The organism is Mycobacterium sp. P4_H6, assembly GCF_056400845.1.
Genome location: NZ_JBFUKN010000080.1, coordinates 11,971 through 30,149, shown reverse-complemented (window position 1 = coordinate 30,149; position 18,179 = coordinate 11,971). Strand labels below are relative to the sequence as shown.

The window sequence follows — 18,179 nt, the reverse complement described above, 5'->3', positions numbered from 1 at the left end:
GGCCATGATCGGTGTCTTCGACAAGATCGGCGTGAAGACCGGTATCGATTTCTTCGAGATCGCCGATGCCGCCGAGGATGTGGTCCGCCCGGCCATGCCCGCCGAATGCCTGCTCGACCGCAACGCCCTGATCATGGGCTACTCCGGGGTGTACTCCAGCTTCCTCAAGCACGCCATCCGCCAGTCCGAGCGCTACGGCGTCCCGGCGCATCAGCTGCTGCACCGTGCCGGGCAGCGCAAGCTCATCGGCGGCCAGGAAGACCAACTCATCGACATCGCCCTGGAAATCAAACGCGAACAAGAGGCGCAGAACGCCTGAGCATCGCTAGGCCGGCGAGTAGCCGGGGGCGGCGAGGAGTTCGCGCAGGCCGGCATCGATGAAGTCGGTGTCGGCGGCGTTGGCGCCGCCTCCGGCGAAGTGTCCCCAGATGCCGGGAATGACCCTCACCTCGCCGTGCGGGATGAACTGACTTGCCCACTGCTCGTCCTCGGGCGGAAAGTAGAGGTCCTTCTCGGCGGGCATGGCCAGTAGCGGACACCTGATGGCGGCGAGCGCCTTCTTCACGTCACCGTCGAAACCCGGTGTATTGCCGACGTTTCCGCTGTGCCAGGTACCGATCATCGCGATCAGGTTATTGGGGTCCCTACCGTCACGGAAGAAGCCTTCCCAGAACCCGTACAGGAAGTCGTCGAACGAGGTGTAGCCGAGCTCGCGCCATGTCTCCTGCCAGTAGAACGCCTGCGAGTAGCCCCAGCCCGAGTAGACCCGTGCGAACGCACGCAATCCCTTGACCGGCAGCTTGTCCGGGTCGTAATCGCCCTCCCGGAATGCCGCATCCGCAGTGATCGCTGCGACCAGGGATTCCAGGAACACCTTGTTGTGCGGTGCGGTCATACTGGAACCGCAGAACGGCGCAGCCCGTTGCACCATCTCGGGATGGCTCACCGCCCACTGATACGTCTGTCCCGCTCCCATCGACCAGCCCGTCACCAGCGCGATCGACGAGATGCCGAACTTCTCGGTGACCAGCCGATGCTGCGCTTCGACCTGGTCGTAGAACGTGACTGCCGGGAAACGGGGTCCGTCATTGGGCGCCGGCGTATTGGACGGCGACGAAGACAGGCCGTTGCCTAGCATGTTCGGGATGATGATGAACTTCTCGGCAGGGTCGAGCGCCCGTCCCGCACCGAGGAGCCACTCGTTGTCGGTGTGCCAGCCCGAATACCAGGTCGGGTAGACGATCACGTTCGACTTGTCGGCGTTGAGTTCGCCGTAGGTCTTGAAGGCGAGCCGGGCGTTTCGCAGCGTGCGGCCGTTCTGCAGGGTGACATCGCCGAGATCGAAATACTCGGCGTCGGTGGGTGCCGGCATCAGTTGCTCACCGCGCACTGACCGCGGTCGACAAGCCGCGGTGGGGTGGTCGACGGCCGTATGTCGATATCGAAAATCGCGGTCGGGACATACAGCGTGGCACACGAATTGGGCACATCCACGACGCCGGAGAGACGCCCCTCCACGGGGGCTGCGCCAAGGATCAGGTACGCCTGCTCCTTGGTCCAACCGAATTTGGAGAGGTACTCGATGGCGTTGAGGCAGGCGTTCTGGTAGGCCAGTGTGGAGTCCAGGAAGTGCTGAGTTCCGTTGCGGTCCACCGAGAATCCGACGAACGTCAGGAACTCGGAATATCGGGGGTCGACGATGCCTGGCATGAAGATCGGGTTGGTGGTGACGCCGTAGGTTTCCATACCGCCCTTGATGATCTCCACCCGCAGATCGATATAACCGCCCATTTCAATGGCGCCGCAGAAGGTGATCTCCCCGTCCCCCTGGGAGAAGTGCAGATCACCCAGCGACAGGTTGGCACCGTCGACGAACACCGGGTAGAAGATCCGGCTGCCTTTGGACAGGTTCTTGATGTCCTGGTTGCCGCCGTTCTCCCGGGGTGGTGCGGTCCGGGCGGCTTCGGCAGCAGCCCGCTCATAGTCGGCCCCGGTCAGACTGCCCAACACCGCGTTGGACGGTTGCGGTGGCAACGCCAGGGGCGGCACCCGGTCCGGGTCGGTGGCGATGAGCTGGGCTTCCCGGTGATTCCAGTTGGCCAGCAGGTCGGCGCTGGGTGCTGTGCCCATCAGTCCCGGATGGATGAGGCCGGTGAATTCCACGCCAGGGACGTGTCGGCTGGTCGCCTTCTGGCCGGTGAAATCCCAGATCGCCTTGTAGGCGGCGGGAAACCAGTCGGTGAGGAATCCGCCACCGTTCTCCTTGGCGAAGATCCCGGTGTATCCCCAGCCCTGGCCGGCCACCGGCCCGGTCTGCTGAGGTACCGGGCCGACGTCGAGGATATCGACGACGAGCAGGTCGCCGGGTTGTGCGCCTTCGACCGCGAACGGGCCAGAGAGCTGGTGCACCATCGACAGGTCGCAGTCGCGGATATCGTTGGCATCATCGGTGTTGACGATGGTGCCGTCGAACCATTCCTTGGACTCGACGCGGAAGCTGTCGCCCGATTTCACCGTCGCCACGGCCGGGATGTCGGGATGCCATCGGTTGTGGCCGACGAGCTGCTGCTCGCGGAACGGTTTGCTCTGATCGACGGGAAAGATGAGCTCAGGCATGCATGACTCCTCGGTATCGGAAAGTGTTCTCACACTGCGGTTTCTACGGTCTGGGCAACAGCCGGTGGCGTGGGTCCGCGTAGCGACCGGGCGACCCTTCTGCGGTGCCGGCCGGTCTGCGGACGACGGTGGGCGCCGACTGGGACTCCGCATGCAGGTCGAGTATGCGCGCGCCGACCGGGTCGGAGGTCAGCATCCCTGCCAGTGAATACACGCGATTGCTTGTGCCGCAACACGTTTGACATTCCACGGAGGTGGGGGCGCTGCCGATGGTGAAGTGCAGTTCGAAGGGGCCGTCTACGGCGCAACGGTAGCGGTAACGTGGCACGTGAGCCTCCACTGGTCGACCACAATGTTCCCATTTGGGAATAATGTCGAACCTACACCCGCCGAGCGCGACGTCAAGAGATAACGCGCGATGCGCCCGGCCGGAGCGCGAAGTTCACCGGGCTGTCACGTCCGTCGTCGATCGAGGCATACACCCGGCCACGCGGATTTACACTGGTGCAACACGCACGTCCTAGATTGGCGTGGGGTCACTTTCCTTGAGGAAAACCATTGGGGTGATTGCTGACTCCGCGGCTCGAAGGAGTTCGGCACCATGCGACGACGATCGCAGAGTGGTTCGGCGGCGGTCCTGCTGCGACACGGTGCGGTAGACCGCGCCGAGTTCGACCAGCGCATCGACGATGCGTGTCGCGGAAGTGGACGGAACTGCCAGTGCCTCGACGATGTCGGACATCGAGCATCCCGGACGGTGGTGCACGACGTGCAGGGCGCGCCAGCGGTCCACGGTGAGGTCGGTACCGGCGAGCGCGCCGTCGATCTCGGCAGCGACGACGGCGGCGCGCCGAAGCAACGCGAGTACCTCGACGAGGTCGTCCATGACTTGCCTTCTCGATCGAACGATGCGCCGGTGGAAGTGATCCCGGGAGTCCACAGCATGCCAGATGCGGCCACCCGGGCGGAACGATCTCGTGCACAGCGCACCGAGTTCCGGGTGGCGTTGGCCCTGCCGCGTCGCGGTCCGGCGGGGATATTCGGGCTCCAATGCCACGCGGCGGCAGAACTGGCCGCCGCGGAGATCGACGCATCCGGCGGGGTCGCCGGCCGCTCGGTGCAGTTCGTCCACGTCGATGCCGGCGGCGATCCGGCCGCGGTGGCCGGCAGCATCAGGGACCTGATGGAGGCCGGCTCCATCGATGCCGTGACCGGATGGCATCTGTCCAATGCCCGGCAGGCCATCGCCAAGGTGGTCGGCGGCAGGATCCCCTACGTGTACGCCGCCGCATACGAGGGTGGCGAGCGCAGTGACGGTGTGCTGTGCAGCGGTGAGGTACCCGGGGACCAGATCATTGCCTCGTTGCGCTGGCTGCGCACCGAACTCCGGTTACGCCGGTGGTTCATCGTCGGTAACGACTACGTGTGGCCGCGCGGTTCGGCGGCGGCGACCCGGGCGGGATTGGAGGGTTCCGACATCTCCATCCTCGGGGAGCGGTTCGTGCCGTTGGGTGTGCAGGATCCGCATGCCTGGGAGCAGGTGCTGGCCGATATCGCCGCGACCGAACCGGACGGTGTCGTCACCCTGCTGGTGGGATCCGACGCGGTGCGCTTCAACAGGGCGTTCGCCGGGGCCGGCCTGGATGCCACGGTGGCCCGCTTCAGCCCGTTCACCGACGAGACCGTGGTACTGGCCAGCGGAAGCGGCGCAACCAGAAACCTCTTCGTCTCAGCGGGCTGGTTCGCGGGGCTGGCATCGGCGTCGGCCGCTGAATTCACTGCCGGATTCACCCGGGCATTCGACCTGGTCAACGGTACCGGGCCGATAGATGAGTCGGCCGCACCACAACCGGGGACGATGGCCGAGACGACCTACTCCGGGGTGCACCTCCTGGCCGGGATCGCCGGCGCCTCGGTGCCCACCGTCGAAGACGCCAGGCGCGCCTTCGACGGCTGGGGCTGGGATTCCCCACACGGACCGGTCGATCTCCGGCAGGGGGCGGCCCGCCACCCGGTGCACCTCGCCGTGGCGCGCGGCGTCGAACTCGACGTCATCGCCAGGGTCCACTGAGCGAAAGCGCCTGGCGCCGTCAGGTCACGTCGAGGATTCCCAGCTGCTGGTAGATGGCGCGACGGTACTTCGCCGCCTGGGAATTGATCGGCAGGTAGCCGCCCTGCGCCCAGTCGTGGATCTGCCCCATCCCGATCACCACGGAGATATCGGCGGTGGGGTTCGCGTTGACCAGGCGTGCGGCGTAGAGCAGGGCGCCGGGGGCGGACTGCTCGCGTGAGGCGACGTAGATCACCGTCGGCGGCATGCCCTCGGTGGGGCCGATCATCGGGTTCCAGAGCTCTTCCGGACCGCTGGCCCACGAGCCGTAGTACTCCTTGTCGGCCTCGGTGAGCCACACGACCGGGTCGTTCACCAGCGCCACGTTCGGATCGGTGTACGCGTCTTCTCCCTGTAGGCCGGGCGACAGCAGCACCATTCGGGATGGAACCCTGGTCGCCAGGCACTCCGAGTTGCCGTTGCACTCGCGGACGATCTTCTGCACAGCCAGTGCTGAGAGTGTGCCGCCCGCGGAATCGGCGTAGACGCTGACATTCTCGGCGCCGTACGTCTGCACCTCGTTGGCGATGAAATCGGCCATGGCGGGGACTGAATTGGCCGCGGTGCCACCGTTCGGGATCAAGGGATATCGGGGCACGATCACCGTGGCGCCGGTTTCGCGCGCCATCTGGGCATAGTCCATCCAGTGGATGATGTTGGGGTTGAAGATGAATCCGCTGCCGTGCACCGCGATCACGCGTTCGTCGGTCGGGTTCGGGCGGGAGATCACCCAGACATCACCACCCTCGTAGGTGTCCTTGGTGACGTCGAGACCGATCGTGGTGAACCACGGCGGAGTGGGCGTGGTGATCACCCGGCCCAACTGCATGGTGATGTTGACGCCGATGAACTGGCTGACCCGCTTGATCACCTCCATGGCGCGCACCGTGATGATGCCCATCAGTGATGGCTTACCGGTGGCGGTCACCTTGTCCGAAAGTTCGGGTGGCACCACGATTCCCGGTGCCAAGGTGGTCGATGCAGCGGTGGCTTCAAGTTGCCGTTCTGCTACCACCCCGCCGGCCTGCGCCATTCGCGGATGCATCGTCTGGTTGATCTCACGTCGCGCGGCGGCGAGCAGCACCCAGGCGGCCGGAGTGACCGCCGGTGTATCAGGAGTCGAATTCGCCGACAGTGGCGCGAACACCTGTCGCACTGCTGCGACAACGGTGCCGACCAAGCCTCGGTGGATGGCCGGTGCGCGTTGGTCCGCGGCGGCCCGCACCTCGATGGTCGTCGCGGGTGCAGACCGCGGAATGCCGGCGATCGATTCGTGCTCGACGGTTGCCGAGTCGATCGGCTCGCGCCCTGGATCGGTGTTCGGATCTGCCGCGTCCGCTGACGCCAGGGTGACTCGCTTGTCGGGTCGGGTGAGAGCCGCTTCTTCACGCTCGGCCCGTTTGCGTTCTCGGGTGTCACTGCCAGGGGTGGTGACGCCTTCGGCGCGTTGCGGGCTTCGGCGACCGAATGCATCGCGCAGCGCGCCACGTACCCGGGACGCGATGTCCTCGACCGGGTTGCGGGTGGTGGGGTCGGTATCGACGCTGCGCGGCGGGCTCTCGTTCTGCTCGGAAGGTGCGGGTTGCTCGGCGGATGTGGCGTTGCCCGACACCCGCGATGTGCCCGCGGAGTCGGCCGCCGCGATCGGGCAACCTCCGACCATCACCGCAGATCCGATCCCCAACGCCACCGCCAACGCACCGACCCGACCGACAGCTCCCCCGTTGCCCATGTGTTAGCTGTACCACAGCGCGCACGCCCCCGAGGCGATTAAGCGACACGCTTGGCAGTTTCTGCCACTTTCGTGACTGTCGGTCGGACCGGGCACGATGGGTGCCATGGCAACACGGGCTGACGCGCAGGCAATTCTGGAGCAGCTCGCCGGGCCGCAGGCGACACTGCGCGATGACCAGTGGATCGCGATCGAGGCGCTGGTGGTGCAGCGCAAGCGGGCGCTGGTGGTGCAACGCACCGGGTGGGGCAAGTCGGCGGTGTACTTCATCGCCGCCAAGCTGCTGCGCGCCGAGGGGCGCGGGCCGACCGTCATCGTGTCTCCGCTGCTCGCGCTGATGCGCAACCAGGTGGCCGCGGCGGAGCGGGCAGGGGTCAAGGCCGCGACGATCAACTCCAGCAATGTCACCGAATGGGACACCGTGCACCAGCGGGTCAACGCCGGCGAACTCGACGTCCTGCTGGTCAGCCCGGAACGCTTGAACAATCCCGACTTTCGGGACGCCGTGCTGCCCGCACTTGCCGCCGACGCCGGGCTGGTGGTGGTCGACGAGGCGCACTGCGTCTCGGACTGGGGCCACGACTTCCGGCCCGACTACCGGCGCATCCGCACGCTGATCGCCGAGTTGGGCTCCGACGTCCCGGTGCTGGCCACCACCGCGACCGCCAACGACCGGGTGGTCGCCGATGTCGCGGCGCAGTTGGGGGTCGGCGGTGGGGACACCCTGGTGCTGCGCGGCGGGCTGGACCGTGAGTCGCTGAGGCTGTCGGTGGTGCAGGCGGGCGGACCGGCCCAGCGCGCGGCATGGCTTGCCGCACATATCGATTCGCTACCCGGATCGGGCATCGTCTACACGCTGACCGTCGCGCAGGCTCATGATATCGCCACCCTGCTGCGCGACCAGGGGCACGCCGTGGCCTCGTACACGGGCTCCACCGAAGCCGCCGAACGTGAACAACTCGAAGCCGACCTGCTCAACAACAAGGTCAAGGCGCTGATCGCCACGTCGGCGTTGGGGATGGGTTTCGACAAGCCCGATCTCGGCTTCGTGGTCCATCTGGGCGCGCCGTCGTCGCCGATCGCCTACTACCAGCAGGTCGGCCGCGCCGGTCGTTCGACGGCCAGCGCGGAGGTGATCCTGCTGCCCGGCCGCGAGGACGCCGATGTGTGGCGGTACTTCGCGTCGGTGGCCTTCCCGTCGGAAGCCATGGTGCGCCATGTGATCGACGCGCTCGAACCGGACCGGGCGCTGTCGACCGCCGCGCTGGAACCGCTGGTGGACCTCAACCGGTCCCGGCTCGAGATGGTGCTCAAGGTGCTCGACGTCGACGGAGCCGTGCGCCGGGTGAAGGGCGGCTGGATCGGCACCGGGCAGCCCTGGGAGTACGACGAACCCCGCTACCGCCACCTCGACGAGGCGCGCAAACGCGAGCAGCAGGCAATGCTCGACTATCAGAGCACCCCCGATTGCCGGATGTCGTTCCTGCGCAAGCAACTCGACGATCCCGAACTCGGCCCCCAGCCGTGCGGCCGGTGCGACAACTGCGCCGGCTCCGCGTACCACGCCGAGGTGGACGCCGGCGCGGCCGAGGCCACCCGGGAGCAGCTGATGCGCCCCGGCGTCGAGATCACCCCGCGCAAGCAGTGGCCCACCGGACTCGGCAAGCTCGGCATCGAGCATTCCGGAAAGATCGCCGACGGTCCCGCTGCGGGCCGCGTCATCGGCAGGCTCACCGACCTGGGGTGGGGAGCCCGGTTGCGCAAGCTGCTGGACGCCCCGGATGCGGACGTGCCCGATGAGGTGATCGCCGCCGCCGTCGCCGTGCTCAAATCGTGGAACTGGGCGCAGCGACCGACCGCGGTGCTGGCGCTGGATTCGGTCAGTCACCCGATCCTGATCAGATCGCTGGCGGCCCGGCTGGCTGAGATGGGCCGGCTGAACAACCTTGGTGTGCTGCAGTATTCGCCCGAACACCGGCCGGTGGCCGCTGCGAACTCCGCCTATCGGGTGGCCGCACTGACCGGCGCGTGGGAGGCACCCACGGCGATCGACGGTGAAACCGTGCTCTTGGTGGACGATATGACGGACACGGGCTGGACGCTGACGATGGCGGCCCGTGCGGTGCGCGCGGCCGGTGCGGCCGACGTGCTGCCGCTCGCGCTCGCCAGTACCAGCTGAGGCGTCCGCGATGAGTCCGCGTCGCGGAGTGAGTCTGCATTGGGGACAACGCACCGGATGAAGGAGCATGACGATGGCTGACATCGTGAAGGGGCCCGCCAGTTATTTCCCCTCGATCGAGAAGAAATACGGACGACCGATCGCTGAATGGCAGCAACTGATCCGCGACTCGGGGCTGACGAAGCACATGGAGCTGGTCGGTCTGCTCAAATCCGAGTACGGCGTTGGTCATGGCCACGCCAACGCACTGGTCGCCCACACGCTTGCCGAAGGCGCGTGATCACACCGGCTTGGAGCCGCCGAGGCGGGCGGTGAGCGCATCGGCGGTCACCAGCAGACCCTCGGCGCGGGAGCCGATCTCGGCATCGGTGAGCGCATGACCGATCTGCAGTGAGACCACCATGACTTGGCGCTGGTGGTGGTCGAACACCGGCGCGGCGATGACGCTGATGTCGTGGCGTCCTTCGGGGCCGTCCTCGCCACGCAGATAGACCCGCTCCCCGATATCAGAGACCAATTCGCCCAGCAGGGCCCGCAGTTCGTCGGGCAACGTGTTGGACATGCCGGCCATCAGCGCATACAGCCGTCGTCCGCCGGGGGTGAGTCGTTCCACGAGGTAGCCCGAGGCGCGACATTCGGTGATCACCCGTTCGAAACGCTCGGTGTCGGTGCGCAACGGAATCGTCGGCTCCTTGTGCAGCCAGTCGCGGACCGCACGTTCGTCCCACAGCACGAACATCAGACCCACCGGCGGAGCGAACGGGTAACTCTGCCCGACCCGCACGGTGGCGGGCGTGCCCGGCGGTGCAACCAGTTCGAGCAGGGTGATCCGGTCATCGACAACCCCGGACAGCGCAGCGGTGGCGCCGTAGGCCTCCGAGAGCCGGCGCAGCTCGTCACGGGCGGACGGGCTGACCCGCAGCGATTCCTGCGCGATGTGGCCGAGAGTGATCAGCGTCGGACCCAGTCGATAGGTCTTGTCCCGACCGGTCTCCCCGGCGTCGCGCACCAGATAGCCCGCCTCGGTCAGGGCGGTGAGGATGCCAAGGCAGGTGGGCTTGCTCAGCTCGACGCGGCGGGCCAGCTCGGAGAGCCCGAACCGGTCGTGCGGATGTCGGGCGAGGAAAGCCAGGACGGCGATCACCCGTTCGGTGGGCGGTGACGCGCGGCCTGGTGGCGGGGGGACGGACATGCTGCGCGCACACCTCCGGGCGTTGACTCGAACTAGAACGCGTTCTAGTCTCGGAGCGGAAACTCTACCACTTCGGTCCAATATTGGACCAACAGAATGGAAGCCATGTATTCACAGCCGTTGGTGGAAGCCATCGCCGAGGCCGAGCGCCTGGTCGCCGAGGCACCCTTCATCGAGTCCGAGGCCGACCTGCTGGAAGGTCTGCAGTACCTGGCCGGGTGCATCGCGGCCTGCACGCATGTCGCCTTCGACTACGACCGAGATCACCCGTTCCTGCACAGCGGCACCGGGCCCTTCACCAAGATGGGCCTGGACAATCCCGACACCATGTACTTCGGCACCCGCGTCCAGCCCGGCAACGAATATGTGGTGACCGGCCGGCGCGGCACCACCACCGATGTCAGCTTCCAGCTGATCGGCGGCGAGTACACCGATGAGGTCGTGCCCGACAGCGAGTCCGCCTTTGACGACCGCAAACTCGACATCGCCGCCGACGGCACCTTCGAATGGAGATTCACCCCGGACAAGCCCGCGCAGCTGGTGATCCGGGAGGTCTACAACGACTGGTCGGCGCAGCGCGGCACATTCGCGATCGCGCGGACCGACACCGTGGGTACCGCGCCGCCCGCGCTGACCAAGGAACTCATCGAAAAGCGCTACGCCGTCGCGGGCAAGCAACTCATCCAGCGGGTGAAGACGTGGCTGCAGTTCCCGAAATGGTTCTACGACAACCTGCCGGTGAACACGCTGACCGCACCGCGGCTGACCCCCGGCGGGCTGGCCACCCAGTACTCCTCGGTCGGGCATTTCGATCTGACCCCGCAGCAGGCGATCGTCATCACCCTGCCGGTCACCGACGCGCCCTATATCGGCTTCCAGCTGGGCAGCCTCTGGTACATCTCGCTGGACTACATCAACCACCAGACATCGCTGAACGGCACTCAGGCACAAGCCGATCCGGACGGCAAGATCCGGATCGTGGTGTCCGACGCCAATCCCGGGGTGGCGAACTGGTGCGAGACGCTCGGGCACGGCAAGGGCTATCTGCAGTTCCGCTGGCAGCGGGTCTCGCGGGAGCTGACCGAGGCCGACGGACCGACCCTGCAGATCCTCGACGTGGCCGACGTCGCCGATGCGCTGCCGTACTACGAATCGAACAAGATCTCGGATGAGGACTGGCGGAAGCGAATCGCACTGCGTCAGAAGCTGATCGGCGAAAGAATGGTGGGTTGAGCATGGCAGGTCTGCTGCAGGACAAGGTCGTCGTCATCAGCGGTGTGGGCCCGGCGCTGGGCACCACACTGGCCCGTCGATGTGCCGAGGAGGGCGCCGACCTCATCCTGGCGGCCCGCACCGTGGAACGGCTGGAGGATGTCGCGGGTCAGGTCACGGCGCTGGGCCGGCGTGCCCTGGCGGTCGGTACCGACATCACCGATGAGGAGCAGGTCGCCAATCTGGTGTCCACCTCGATCGCGGAGTTCGGCAGGGTCGACGTGCTGATCAACAACGCGTTCCGGGTGCCGTCGATGAAACCGTTCGCCCGGACCAGTTTCGACCACATCCGCGACACCATCGAATTGACCGTGCTCGGCGCGCTGCGGCTGATCCAGGGTTTCACCCCCGCGCTCACCGAGGCGAAAGGTTCGGTGGTCAACGTGAACTCGATGGTGGTCCGGCATTCCGACCCCAAACAGGGTGCGTACAAGATGGCCAAGTCCGCGCTGCTGGCCATGTCGCAGTCGCTGGCCAGCGAGCTCGGGGAGGCCGGAATCCGGGTGAACTCCGTTCTGCCCGGCTATATCTGGGGTGGCACGCTGCAGAGCTACTTCGAACACCAGGCCGGCAAGTACGGCACCACGGTGGACGAGATCTACAAAGCGGCCGCCGCCAACAGCGATCTCAAGAAGCTGCCGACCGAGGACGAAGTGGCCTCGGCCATCCTGTTCATGGCCAGCGATCTGTCCAGCGGCATCACCGGGCAGACACTGGATGTCAACTGCGGGGAGTACCACTACTGATGCGAAGACGAGCGCGAGTGAGGATCGCAGCGAGGTACGAGCGAGGACCGGAGCGAGTGGGAGTCGAGCAATGAGCAGCGCCAGCACATCTCGTACCAATGTCGGTACCGTCGAGGACCTGCACGCATCGGCCGTGAAGGCCTGCGGGCTCGACGATTTCGGCTCCGATGACGACAACTATAAAGAGGCCCTGAGCGTCCTGCTCGAGTCCTATCAGCGCGATGCCGATCTGACCGAGTTCGGCAGCAAGATGCAGCGCTTCTTCGTGCGCAACGCGCTGGTGGCCCGACTGGTGTCGGAGGCGGCGTTCAAGCAGTTCCCCCAGCACGCCGATGTGCCGGTCGAGCGCCCCATCTTCGTGACCGGGCTGCCGCGCACCGGGACGACGGTGATCCACCGGTTGCTCACCGCGGACCCGCGGCACCAGGGTCTGGAACTGTGGCTCGCCGAATTTCCGCAGCCGCGCCCGCCGCGCGAAACCTGGTCGCAGAACCCGGTGTTCCAGCAACTCGACGCGCAGTTCAGCAAGGCGCACGAGGAGAATCCGGATTACACCGGCCTGCATTACATGACCGCCGACGAGGTCGAGGAATGCTGGCAACTGCTGCGTCAGTCGCTGCATTCGGTGTCCTATGAGACGCTGGCTCACATCCCCACCTATTCGCGGTGGTTGGCACAGCAGGACTGGACCAAGTCGTATCAACGGCACCGCCGCAATCTGCAGCTGATCGGCCTGAACGAACCCGAGAAACGCTGGGTGCTCAAAAATCCCAGTCATCTGTTCGCCCTCGATGCGCTGTTCGCGACCTATCCGGACGCGTTGGTGGTGCAGTGCCACCGCCCGGCGGAGACCATCATGGCCTCGATGTGCTCACTGGCCCAGCACACCACCGAGGGCTGGTCGAACAGCTTCTCGGGCAAKGTGATCGGTGAGGATTCCTTGGAGACCTGGTCGCGTGGGCTGGAACTGTTCGATGCCGAACGGGCCAAGCACGACCCGGCCCAGTTCTGCGATGTCGACTACTTCGAGTTCATCAAGGATCCGGTCGGTGCCGTCGAAGGCATCTACCGCACCTTCGGCATCGACTTCACCGATGAGGCCCGGCAGGCGATCTCGGACAGCCATGAGGAGAGCAAGAAGGGGCCGCGCGCGCCGAAGCACACCTACTCCCTCAGCGACTACGGGCTGACCGATGAGCAGGTCAGGGAGCGCTTCAGAGGGCTCTAGACCTCGCCGGGCACCACTTCCTGCGCCAGGCCTGCGGTCCAGGACGCCAGCAGATCCAGGGCGTGCGCAGTCGGTGACGCGGGTTCGGCGATGTAGAGGGTGAGCGTCAGCCCCGGATCGGAAATCATGTCCATGCTCTCGTAGGACAGCTCAAGGTTGCCCACCACCTCGTGATGGAAGGTCTTGGCGCCGGCCCCGTGCGCACGCACATCGTGGGCGCCCCACCGGTGGCGGAACTCGGCGCTGCGGGTCGACAGTTCACCGACCAGATCCTGCATCGAATCGTCGAAGGGGTCACGGCCTGCCTCCGTCCGCAGGATGGCCACGCACACGTCGGCGGCCTCGTCCCAATGCGGGTAGAAGCGGCGTGAATCCTCATCGAGAAAGGTGTACCGGGCGAAGTTCGGCGGCCGCGTGGGATCTCTCTCGTAGAGCGACGAGTGCATACCTCGGCCGAGGTGATTGACCGCCAGCAGATCCATCCGGCCGTTGCGCACGATCGCGGGGGCGTTGAATGTGTCGAGGGCCCATACCAAGCTGGGTCGCGGGGTCCAGCGTTTCGCCGGCCGGCGCCGGGGCCGCATGCCTGCGCTGGTGCCATCGGCGGCGTGCGCGAGATGAAACAGGTGAGACCGCTCGGCGTCATCGAGTTGCAGAGCCCGGGCGATAGCGTCGAGGACCGACGCGGACACACCGCCCAGGCCGCCGCGTTCGAGCTTGCTGTAGTACTCGATGCTGACCCCGGCCAGTGACGCGACCTCGCCGCGGCGCAGTCCCGGCACCCGGCGTGTGCCGATTTCGGGCAGCCCGGCCTGCTGGGGGGTGATCTTCGCCCGCCGCGTCATCAGGAATTCGCGGACTTCGGCACGGTTGTCCATGCTCACCACGGTACGAGCGGACCGGGATTTCTGGGATGCACTGTCGGTACACCCCTTCTCAGGAACTCCCTGACCGGTCCAGGATCGCGTTTCCTCGTAGACATGGACCCGAGCCGACCCGCCTACCGATCCGCGCCGCCGGCGCGTCTGCCCTTCGTCACCTATGTTCTGGCCGTCGGCACGTTCCTGATGGGAACGACCGAGTTCATCATCGCCGGACTGCTTCCCGAGATCGCCCGCGATCTTGAGGTCTCGAATGCTGCGGCCGGTCTGCTCATCACGGTCTTCGCCGTCGGCATGATCGTGGGCACACCGGCGATGGCGATCGTGACGTTGCGGCTTCCGCGGCGGGTGACCTTGGCGATGGCCCTGTGCGTGTTCGCAGTCGGCCATGTGGTCGTGGCCCTCGGCTCGGGATTCGCCCTGCTGCTGGTCGCCCGCTTCTGCACAGCGCTGGCCACCGGCGCGTTCTGGGCGGTCGCCGCCGTCGTCGCGAGCCGCACCGCCGGGCCCGCGGCCGGGTCACGGGCGCTGGGCATCGTGCTCGGCGGCGGGATGCTGGCCAACGTCATCGGCGTCCCGCTGGGCGCGTTCGCCGGTCAGTGGATCGGCTGGCGCGGCCCGTTCTGGGTCCTTGCCGGACTCGCGATCGTGGCCGCAACGCTCATTGTGCGTTTCGTCCCCCACGACGACCAGAACCGGTGCCGGCCCTCGGTGCGTGCAGAGTTCGCCGGCCTGCGTTCGCGACGACTGTGGCTGGTGCTGGCTTCGGCCACGATGATCATGGGCGGCACCCTGGCGACCTACAGCTACGTCGCACCCCTGCTGACGCAGCGGTCCGGACTGGCCGGTGAACTGGTGGCACTGGCACTCGTCGGGTTCGGCGTCGGCGCGCTGGCCGGGTCCTTCCTCGGGGGCCGCCTCGGCGACACCCACCCGTACGCCACCACGCTGACGGCTGCGGCGGCCACCGCCGCGGTGCTACTCGCGATCTGCCTGCTGTCCAGCCAGGCGTGGCCGACGGTCGCCTTGCTGGTCCTGCTGGGCCTGGCCTCGATGACGGTCAACCCCATCCTCATCGCGTTGGCGGTCCGTTTCGCCGATCGCGCCCCGACGCTGGCCTCGGCGTTGGCCACGTCGGCGTTCAACCTCGGCACCGCCGTCGGGTCGTGGGCGGCAGGCCGGGCGCTGGAGTCCCCACTTCGGGAGCTCGGCCCACCGGTCGTCGGCACGGTCATCGCTGCGCTGACCTTGATTCCGCTTGCCGCACTGGCATTTCAGGCCACCACACCAGCCTCGGCGCAACCGACCCCAACCCCGAGAACAAAGGAGTACGCAGCATGAACATCACCACCAGAACAGCCCCGCGACAGCAATCCGGCAGTCGCCGGCTGAGGGCGCTGACCGGAGTGGCCGCCGTGCTGGTCGTCGTCACCGCAGGCTGCACCGCGCAGCAGCAGGATCGCGCGCCCGCGTCGACGCCTGCTGAGCGGACGTCCCCACTCGCACAGGGGGACCTGTCCGACGGAGCCGACAACTTCTACGTCAGCGACCGGGTGAGCGTGCAGAAGGTCACCTTCAAGAACCAATACCAGATGGATGTCACGGGTAATCTCTTCGTTCCCAACGATCTCGACCGCAACGTCAAGAACGCGGCGATGGTGGTCGGGCACCCGATGGGTGCGGTCAAGGAGCAGAGCGCCAACCTGTACGCCACGAAGATGGCGGAACAGGGCTTCGTCACCATGTCGCTGGATCTGTCGTACTGGGGTGAGAGCGCCGGTGAGCCACGCAACCTGGTGGCCCCCGACGTGTACACCGAGGACTTCAGTGCGGCCGTCGATTACCTGCGCACCCAACCGTTCATCGACACCGAACGCATCGGCGCGCTGGGTGTCTGCGGCAGCGGCAGCTTCGTCATCAGCGCGGCCAAGATCGATCCGCGCATCAAGGCAGTCGCCACCGTCAGCATGTACGACATGGGCGGCGCCGCCCGCAACGGGCTACGTAATTCGGTGACCGCCGAGCAGCGCCAGGAGATGCTGACACGAGCGGCRCAGCAACGCGATATCGAGTTCGCCGGTGGGGACGTCGAATACACCGGCGGCACACCCGAGGAGCTCACCGATCAGTCGGGCGCCATCGACCGGGAGTTCTACGATTTCTACCGCACGGGCCGGGGTCACAGCCCGGATACGACCACCCATCCCACGCTGAGCAGCAACGTGCGATTCATGAACTTCTATCCGTTCGAGGGTATCGAGACCATTTCGCCGCGGCCGATGCTCTTCATCACCGGCGATCAGGCCCACTCACGCGAATTCAGCGAGCAGGCCTATCAATTGGCGGCTCAGCCCAAGCAACTGGTGCTCGTTCCGGGCGCCGGGCACGTCGATCTCTACGATCGCGTCGACCTCATCCCGTTCGACACGCTGTCCACCTTCTTCCGCGACCACCTGAGCGCCCGGTCATGAGCGCATCAGGTCCGGCGGGCAGGTGACCGGGCCGACGCGTGATCAGCCGTCGCCGGGGGACGGTGCGCTGGATATCTCTTCCAGGCACCCCTCGGCGATGGCGTGCCGGATGCTGTCGGTGAGCCGGTGGCAGGACTTGGCGCGCGCCGGATCGCCACCGGTGGAGCGGATCTCGTCGAAGACGGCGCAGCGTTTGGCCGCCTGGCCGTTCCACTGCACGGTGGTGTGTTCGGGTCCGAGCTTCTTGACCTGGACGGTCGCGTGGCAGAACCGGCAGTCCACCGAGGCCAGCCCGGCTGTCAGATACCGTTCCTTGTCGCGTGCCGTGGCCTCGTGAACGGCCGCGGCGCGCTGCGGATCGGACCCGAAATCGGGTGCCTTGGACCAGTTTCCGGTACTTGGACTGGCCTCGGACCGACCATGGTCGTCATCGTCGTCGTGCCCGGTCAGTAGCAGCATCGAGCGGGCCAGACGATCGACGTCGGGCGTCTGGGCCTGCTCGTTGCTGGTGGTCATCAGCTCGACTGCTCCGCCGATTCCTTCTGTTCCGCCTGCTTGAGGTTCTCCTGCTCCTGCAGGTTCTCCTGAACTTCGACGGCCCACTTCTCGTTCGCGGCGGTGGTGTCGACCTCCATCTCGAACCGGTCGGTCATCTCCGGGGTCACATCGGCGACGTCGACATAGAACTGCTGGTACCAGCGGCGCATCTGGTAGACGGCGCCGTCCTCTTCGACCAGCAGCGGATTGTCGATGCGGGTCTTGTGCTTCCAGATCTCCACATCCTGCAGGAAGCCCTTGGACACGCCCTCGGTGAACACCCGGGCCAGCTTGTCGGTGGTCTTTTCGTCGAGGCCCTTGGGCTTCTCGACGATGACACCCCACTGCAGCATGAACGAATTCTGGCTCACCGGGTAGTGGCAGTTGATCAAGATGGATTCGGCCTTGAAACCGCCGTAATTGTTGTGCAGCCAGTTGATCATGAAGGACGGCCCAAAGTACGAGGCCTCCGAATCCAGGTGTGCCTCACCGTAAGTGGTGCCGAGGTCGTTGATGTCCGCGCGGCCCACATTGTGCAGGTACTGGCTGGCGATGTGGCCTTCGAAGACGTTCTTGAAGTACGTGGGCAGCCCGTAGTGGATGTAGAAGAAGTGCGCCATATCGGTGACGTTGTCGATGATCTCGCGGCAGTTGGAGCCCTCGATGAGCATCGTGTTCCAGCGCCACTCGGTCCACTGGTCGTCGGCGGCCTCGGGGATCTCGGGGATGCGGACCTCGGGCTGCGGCGGGTTGCCCTCGGCGTCGTGCCACACGAACAGCAGGCCGCCACGGACGTCGGTATCCCAGGCGCGGGTGCGGGCCAGTCGCGGCGTGCGCTTGGCGTAGGGCACCAGCTTGCACTTGCCGTCGCCGCCCCAGCGCCAGTCGTGGAACGGGCAGGCCACGGTGTCGCCCTTGATGGTGCCCTGGGCGAGGTTTCCGCCCATGTGGCGGCAGTACCCGTCCAGCACCTTCAGCTGACCCTCGGAGTCGGCGAAAACCACCAGCATGGTGCCGAAGATCTCGACGCTGTGTGGCTTGCCGTCCAGGAAATCCTTCACCGGGCCTAGGCAGTGCCACCCGCGGGCATAGCGGTCGGGCAGGTCGCCGGTGTCGATTTCACGAATGCCGGCAGTCTCGGTAGTCACGGTGGGCCTCCCGTATCTGGTCTCTCTAACTAGAACACGTTACAGTTTTGTGCCGCCATAGCGCAAC

The 18,179-nt window shown here is 66.2% G+C and carries 16 protein-coding genes and 1 pseudogene; 9 read left to right on the top strand and 8 right to left on the bottom strand.

What is annotated here, in order from left to right:
* A pseudogene (locus AC1DTF_RS25415) lies at nt 1–319 on the top strand (4-hydroxy-2-oxovalerate aldolase); the annotation flags it as partial.
* A 6-nt stretch (nt 320–325) separates the two neighbouring features.
* On the opposite strand, the gene AC1DTF_RS25410 reads toward AC1DTF_RS25415, so the two are convergent.
* The 3 genes from AC1DTF_RS25410 to AC1DTF_RS25400 form a co-directional block, all read right to left on the bottom strand.
* A complete protein-coding gene (locus AC1DTF_RS25410; RefSeq protein ID WP_477476080.1) occupies nt 326–1,372 on the bottom strand; it encodes an alpha/beta fold hydrolase in 1,047 nt (348 codons plus the stop codon).
* The gene (fmdA, locus tag AC1DTF_RS25405) at nt 1,372–2,616 is read right to left on the bottom strand and encodes a formamidase (RefSeq protein ID WP_477476079.1); all 1,245 of its coding nucleotides are present in this window, start codon (nt 2,614–2,616) and stop codon (nt 1,372–1,374) included. Before fmdA ends, AC1DTF_RS25410 begins: the two co-directional genes overlap by 1 nt.
* Before the next feature lie 520 nt (nt 2,617–3,136).
* Complete coding sequence (locus AC1DTF_RS25400; RefSeq protein WP_057167849.1) at nt 3,137–3,502, bottom strand: MarR family winged helix-turn-helix transcriptional regulator; 366 nt, start codon at nt 3,500–3,502, stop codon at nt 3,137–3,139.
* Between the two features lie 57 nt (nt 3,503–3,559).
* Between AC1DTF_RS25400 and AC1DTF_RS25395 the strand changes: the two genes are divergently transcribed.
* On the top strand, nt 3,560–4,687 hold the full coding sequence (locus tag AC1DTF_RS25395; RefSeq protein WP_477476078.1) for a substrate-binding domain-containing protein: 1,128 nt from the start codon (nt 3,560–3,562) through the stop codon (nt 4,685–4,687).
* Nucleotides 4,688–4,706: 19 nt separating this feature from the next.
* Here the strand turns inward: AC1DTF_RS25395 and AC1DTF_RS25390 are convergent, their stop codons facing one another.
* On the bottom strand, nt 4,707–6,458 hold the full coding sequence (locus tag AC1DTF_RS25390; RefSeq protein ID WP_477476077.1) for an alpha/beta hydrolase: 1,752 nt from the start codon (nt 6,456–6,458) through the stop codon (nt 4,707–4,709).
* A 106-nt stretch (nt 6,459–6,564) separates the two neighbouring features.
* On the opposite strand from AC1DTF_RS25390, the gene AC1DTF_RS25385 reads away from it, so the two are divergent.
* Together AC1DTF_RS25385 and AC1DTF_RS25380 are read left to right on the top strand one after the other, a co-directional pair.
* On the top strand, nt 6,565–8,637 hold the full coding sequence (locus AC1DTF_RS25385) for a RecQ family ATP-dependent DNA helicase (RefSeq protein ID WP_477476076.1): 2,073 nt from the start codon (nt 6,565–6,567) through the stop codon (nt 8,635–8,637).
* Between the two features lie 73 nt (nt 8,638–8,710).
* On the top strand, nt 8,711–8,917 hold the full coding sequence (locus tag AC1DTF_RS25380; RefSeq protein WP_057167867.1) for a DUF4287 domain-containing protein: 207 nt from the start codon (nt 8,711–8,713) through the stop codon (nt 8,915–8,917).
* On the opposite strand, the gene AC1DTF_RS25375 is transcribed toward AC1DTF_RS25380, so the two are convergent.
* Nucleotides 8,918–9,829: an IclR family transcriptional regulator gene (locus AC1DTF_RS25375; RefSeq protein WP_477476075.1), complete on the bottom strand. Its 912-nt coding sequence runs from the start codon at nt 9,827–9,829 to the stop codon at nt 8,918–8,920.
* Nucleotides 9,830–9,934: 105 nt separating this feature from the next.
* Here AC1DTF_RS25375 and AC1DTF_RS25370 point away from each other — a divergent pair, with 105 nt between their 5' ends.
* The 3 genes from AC1DTF_RS25370 (at nt 9,935) to AC1DTF_RS25360 (ending at nt 13,075) form a co-directional block, all read left to right on the top strand.
* On the top strand, nt 9,935–11,062 hold the full coding sequence (locus tag AC1DTF_RS25370; protein WP_477476074.1) for a hypothetical protein: 1,128 nt from the start codon (nt 9,935–9,937) through the stop codon (nt 11,060–11,062).
* Nucleotides 11,063–11,064: 2 nt separating this feature from the next.
* The gene (locus AC1DTF_RS25365) at nt 11,065–11,847 is read left to right on the top strand and encodes an SDR family oxidoreductase (RefSeq protein ID WP_057167847.1); all 783 of its coding nucleotides are present in this window, start codon (nt 11,065–11,067) and stop codon (nt 11,845–11,847) included.
* Nucleotides 11,848–11,917: 70 nt separating this feature from the next.
* Nucleotides 11,918–13,075 (top strand): sulfotransferase family protein, encoded by a 1,158-nt coding sequence (locus AC1DTF_RS25360; protein WP_477476073.1) that lies wholly within the window; start codon nt 11,918–11,920, stop codon nt 13,073–13,075.
* On the opposite strand, the gene AC1DTF_RS25355 is transcribed toward AC1DTF_RS25360, so the two are convergent.
* Nucleotides 13,072–13,953 carry a helix-turn-helix transcriptional regulator gene (locus AC1DTF_RS25355; RefSeq protein WP_477476072.1) on the bottom strand — a complete coding sequence of 294 codons (882 nt, stop codon included), beginning with the start codon at nt 13,951–13,953 and terminating at the stop codon, nt 13,072–13,074. The genes AC1DTF_RS25360 and AC1DTF_RS25355 overlap by 4 nt on opposite strands.
* A gap of 102 nt (nt 13,954–14,055) precedes the next feature.
* Between AC1DTF_RS25355 and AC1DTF_RS25350 the strand changes: the two genes are divergently transcribed.
* The gene (locus tag AC1DTF_RS25350) at nt 14,056–15,297 is read left to right on the top strand and encodes an MFS transporter (RefSeq protein WP_477476071.1); all 1,242 of its coding nucleotides are present in this window, start codon (nt 14,056–14,058) and stop codon (nt 15,295–15,297) included.
* Complete coding sequence (locus AC1DTF_RS25345; RefSeq protein ID WP_477476070.1) at nt 15,294–16,427, top strand: alpha/beta hydrolase; 1,134 nt, start codon at nt 15,294–15,296, stop codon at nt 16,425–16,427. The genes AC1DTF_RS25350 and AC1DTF_RS25345 overlap by 4 nt, the downstream gene beginning before the upstream one ends.
* Nucleotides 16,428–16,469: 42 nt before the next feature.
* Here AC1DTF_RS25345 and AC1DTF_RS25340 read toward each other — a convergent pair whose 3' ends face one another.
* Nucleotides 16,470–16,943: a hypothetical protein gene (locus tag AC1DTF_RS25340; protein ID WP_057167843.1), complete on the bottom strand. Its 474-nt coding sequence runs from the start codon at nt 16,941–16,943 to the stop codon at nt 16,470–16,472.
* Nucleotides 16,943–18,112, bottom strand: a complete 1,170-nt coding sequence (locus AC1DTF_RS25335) for a 3-ketosteroid-9-alpha-monooxygenase, oxygenase component (protein ID WP_057167842.1) — start codon at nt 18,110–18,112, stop codon at nt 16,943–16,945. The genes AC1DTF_RS25340 and AC1DTF_RS25335 overlap by 1 nt, the downstream gene beginning before the upstream one ends.
* Between the last annotated feature and the right edge of the window lie 67 nt (nt 18,113–18,179).

Bases quoted from the DNA above. Each gene is read 5' to 3' on its own strand.
- AC1DTF_RS25385 (WP_477476076.1), top strand. From the start codon at position 6,565: ATGGCAACACGGGCTGACGCGCAGGCAATTCTGGAGCAGCTCGCCGGG.
- AC1DTF_RS25365 (WP_057167847.1), top strand. From the start codon at position 11,065: ATGGCAGGTCTGCTGCAGGACAAGGTCGTCGTCATCAGCGGTGTGGGC.
- AC1DTF_RS25350 (WP_477476071.1), top strand. From the start codon at position 14,056: ATGGACCCGAGCCGACCCGCCTACCGATCCGCGCCGCCGGCGCGTCTG.
- fmdA (WP_477476079.1), bottom strand. From the start codon at position 2,616: ATGCCTGAGCTCATCTTTCCCGTCGATCAGAGCAAACCGTTCCGCGAG.
- AC1DTF_RS25340 (WP_057167843.1), bottom strand. From the start codon at position 16,943: ATGACCACCAGCAACGAGCAGGCCCAGACGCCCGACGTCGATCGTCTG.
- AC1DTF_RS25390 (WP_477476077.1), bottom strand. From the start codon at position 6,458: ATGGGCAACGGGGGAGCTGTCGGTCGGGTCGGTGCGTTGGCGGTGGCG.
- AC1DTF_RS25355 (WP_477476072.1), bottom strand. From the start codon at position 13,953: ATGGACAACCGTGCCGAAGTCCGCGAATTCCTGATGACGCGGCGGGCG.
- AC1DTF_RS25400 (WP_057167849.1), bottom strand. From the start codon at position 3,502: ATGGACGACCTCGTCGAGGTACTCGCGTTGCTTCGGCGCGCCGCCGTC.
- AC1DTF_RS25395 (WP_477476078.1), top strand. From the start codon at position 3,560: ATGCCAGATGCGGCCACCCGGGCGGAACGATCTCGTGCACAGCGCACC.
- AC1DTF_RS25410 (WP_477476080.1), bottom strand. From the start codon at position 1,372: ATGCCGGCACCCACCGACGCCGAGTATTTCGATCTCGGCGATGTCACC.
- AC1DTF_RS25370 (WP_477476074.1), top strand. From the start codon at position 9,935: ATGTATTCACAGCCGTTGGTGGAAGCCATCGCCGAGGCCGAGCGCCTG.
- AC1DTF_RS25380 (WP_057167867.1), top strand. From the start codon at position 8,711: ATGGCTGACATCGTGAAGGGGCCCGCCAGTTATTTCCCCTCGATCGAG.
- AC1DTF_RS25375 (WP_477476075.1), bottom strand. From the start codon at position 9,829: ATGTCCGTCCCCCCGCCACCAGGCCGCGCGTCACCGCCCACCGAACGG.